The organism is Cupriavidus campinensis, from assembly GCF_905397395.1.
Classification (GTDB): domain Bacteria; phylum Pseudomonadota; class Gammaproteobacteria; order Burkholderiales; family Burkholderiaceae; genus Cupriavidus; species Cupriavidus campinensis.
The window spans coordinates 1-757 of sequence record NZ_CAJPVH010000153.1; the positions used below are offsets into that span (position 1 = coordinate 1).

Annotated in this window: 1 protein-coding gene; it reads right to left on the reverse strand. The window is 71.6% G+C overall.

Annotation, left to right across the window (positions count from 1 at the left end):
• A partial coding sequence (locus KHO18_RS28295) for a FimV/HubP family polar landmark protein (protein WP_280527782.1) occupies positions 1-757 on the reverse strand: 757 nt, incomplete at both ends.

Genomic DNA, 757 nt, shown 5'->3' on the forward strand with positions numbered 1-757 from the left:
GTGTCGGCCGGCTTGGCTGGCTCGGCAGGCACCACGGTCGGCGCGGTGCTGGCCGCCGGCGTGGCCGGCGCAGCAGCCGGGGCCGGAGCCGCCTTGGCCTGGTTCAGCTTGGCGATCTCGGCATTCTTCAGCTCCATCAGGCGCTGCATGTCCGTGACGTTCTTCTCGAGCTGGGCCAGCTTCGACTCGGCGTCCTTGAGCTTGCGCTGCGTGGCCACTTCGGCTTCGGCCTGGGCTTGCGCCTTGGCCTGCGCGGCGCGGTCCGCCTTGCTCAGCTTCAGTTCGTCGCGCGGACCAGCGGCAGGCACCGTGGTGTCCTGCACGCGCGCGGTCACGTTGCCGGACTGCTCGCGGCCCGAGCCCGCTTCCACGGACTTTGCGGCGGCGGCGGCGGCCAGACGGCTGCGATAGCTGTCGAAACCCTGCGTGCGCGCCACGACTTCGCGGCGGGCTTCGCGCGGGCTCACGGCCTGCGCCTGCTGGGCGCTCGGCACCTTCAACACCGCGCCGGACTTGATCCGGTTGATGTTGCCGCCGATGAATGCATTGGGATTATTCCGATACAGCGCGAGCAGCATCTGCTCGAGCGACACATCCTGGCCTTGCGCGGCATCGCCTGCAATGCTGGACAGCGTGTCGCCGCGCTGGATCGTGTATGACTCGCCGGCGGCGGCGCCGTCGGTCGATGCGGGAGCTGCCGGGGCCGACTGGGCGGCGCGGCGCGGCTGGCGCGGGGCCGGGGCCGGACGTGCGGGCT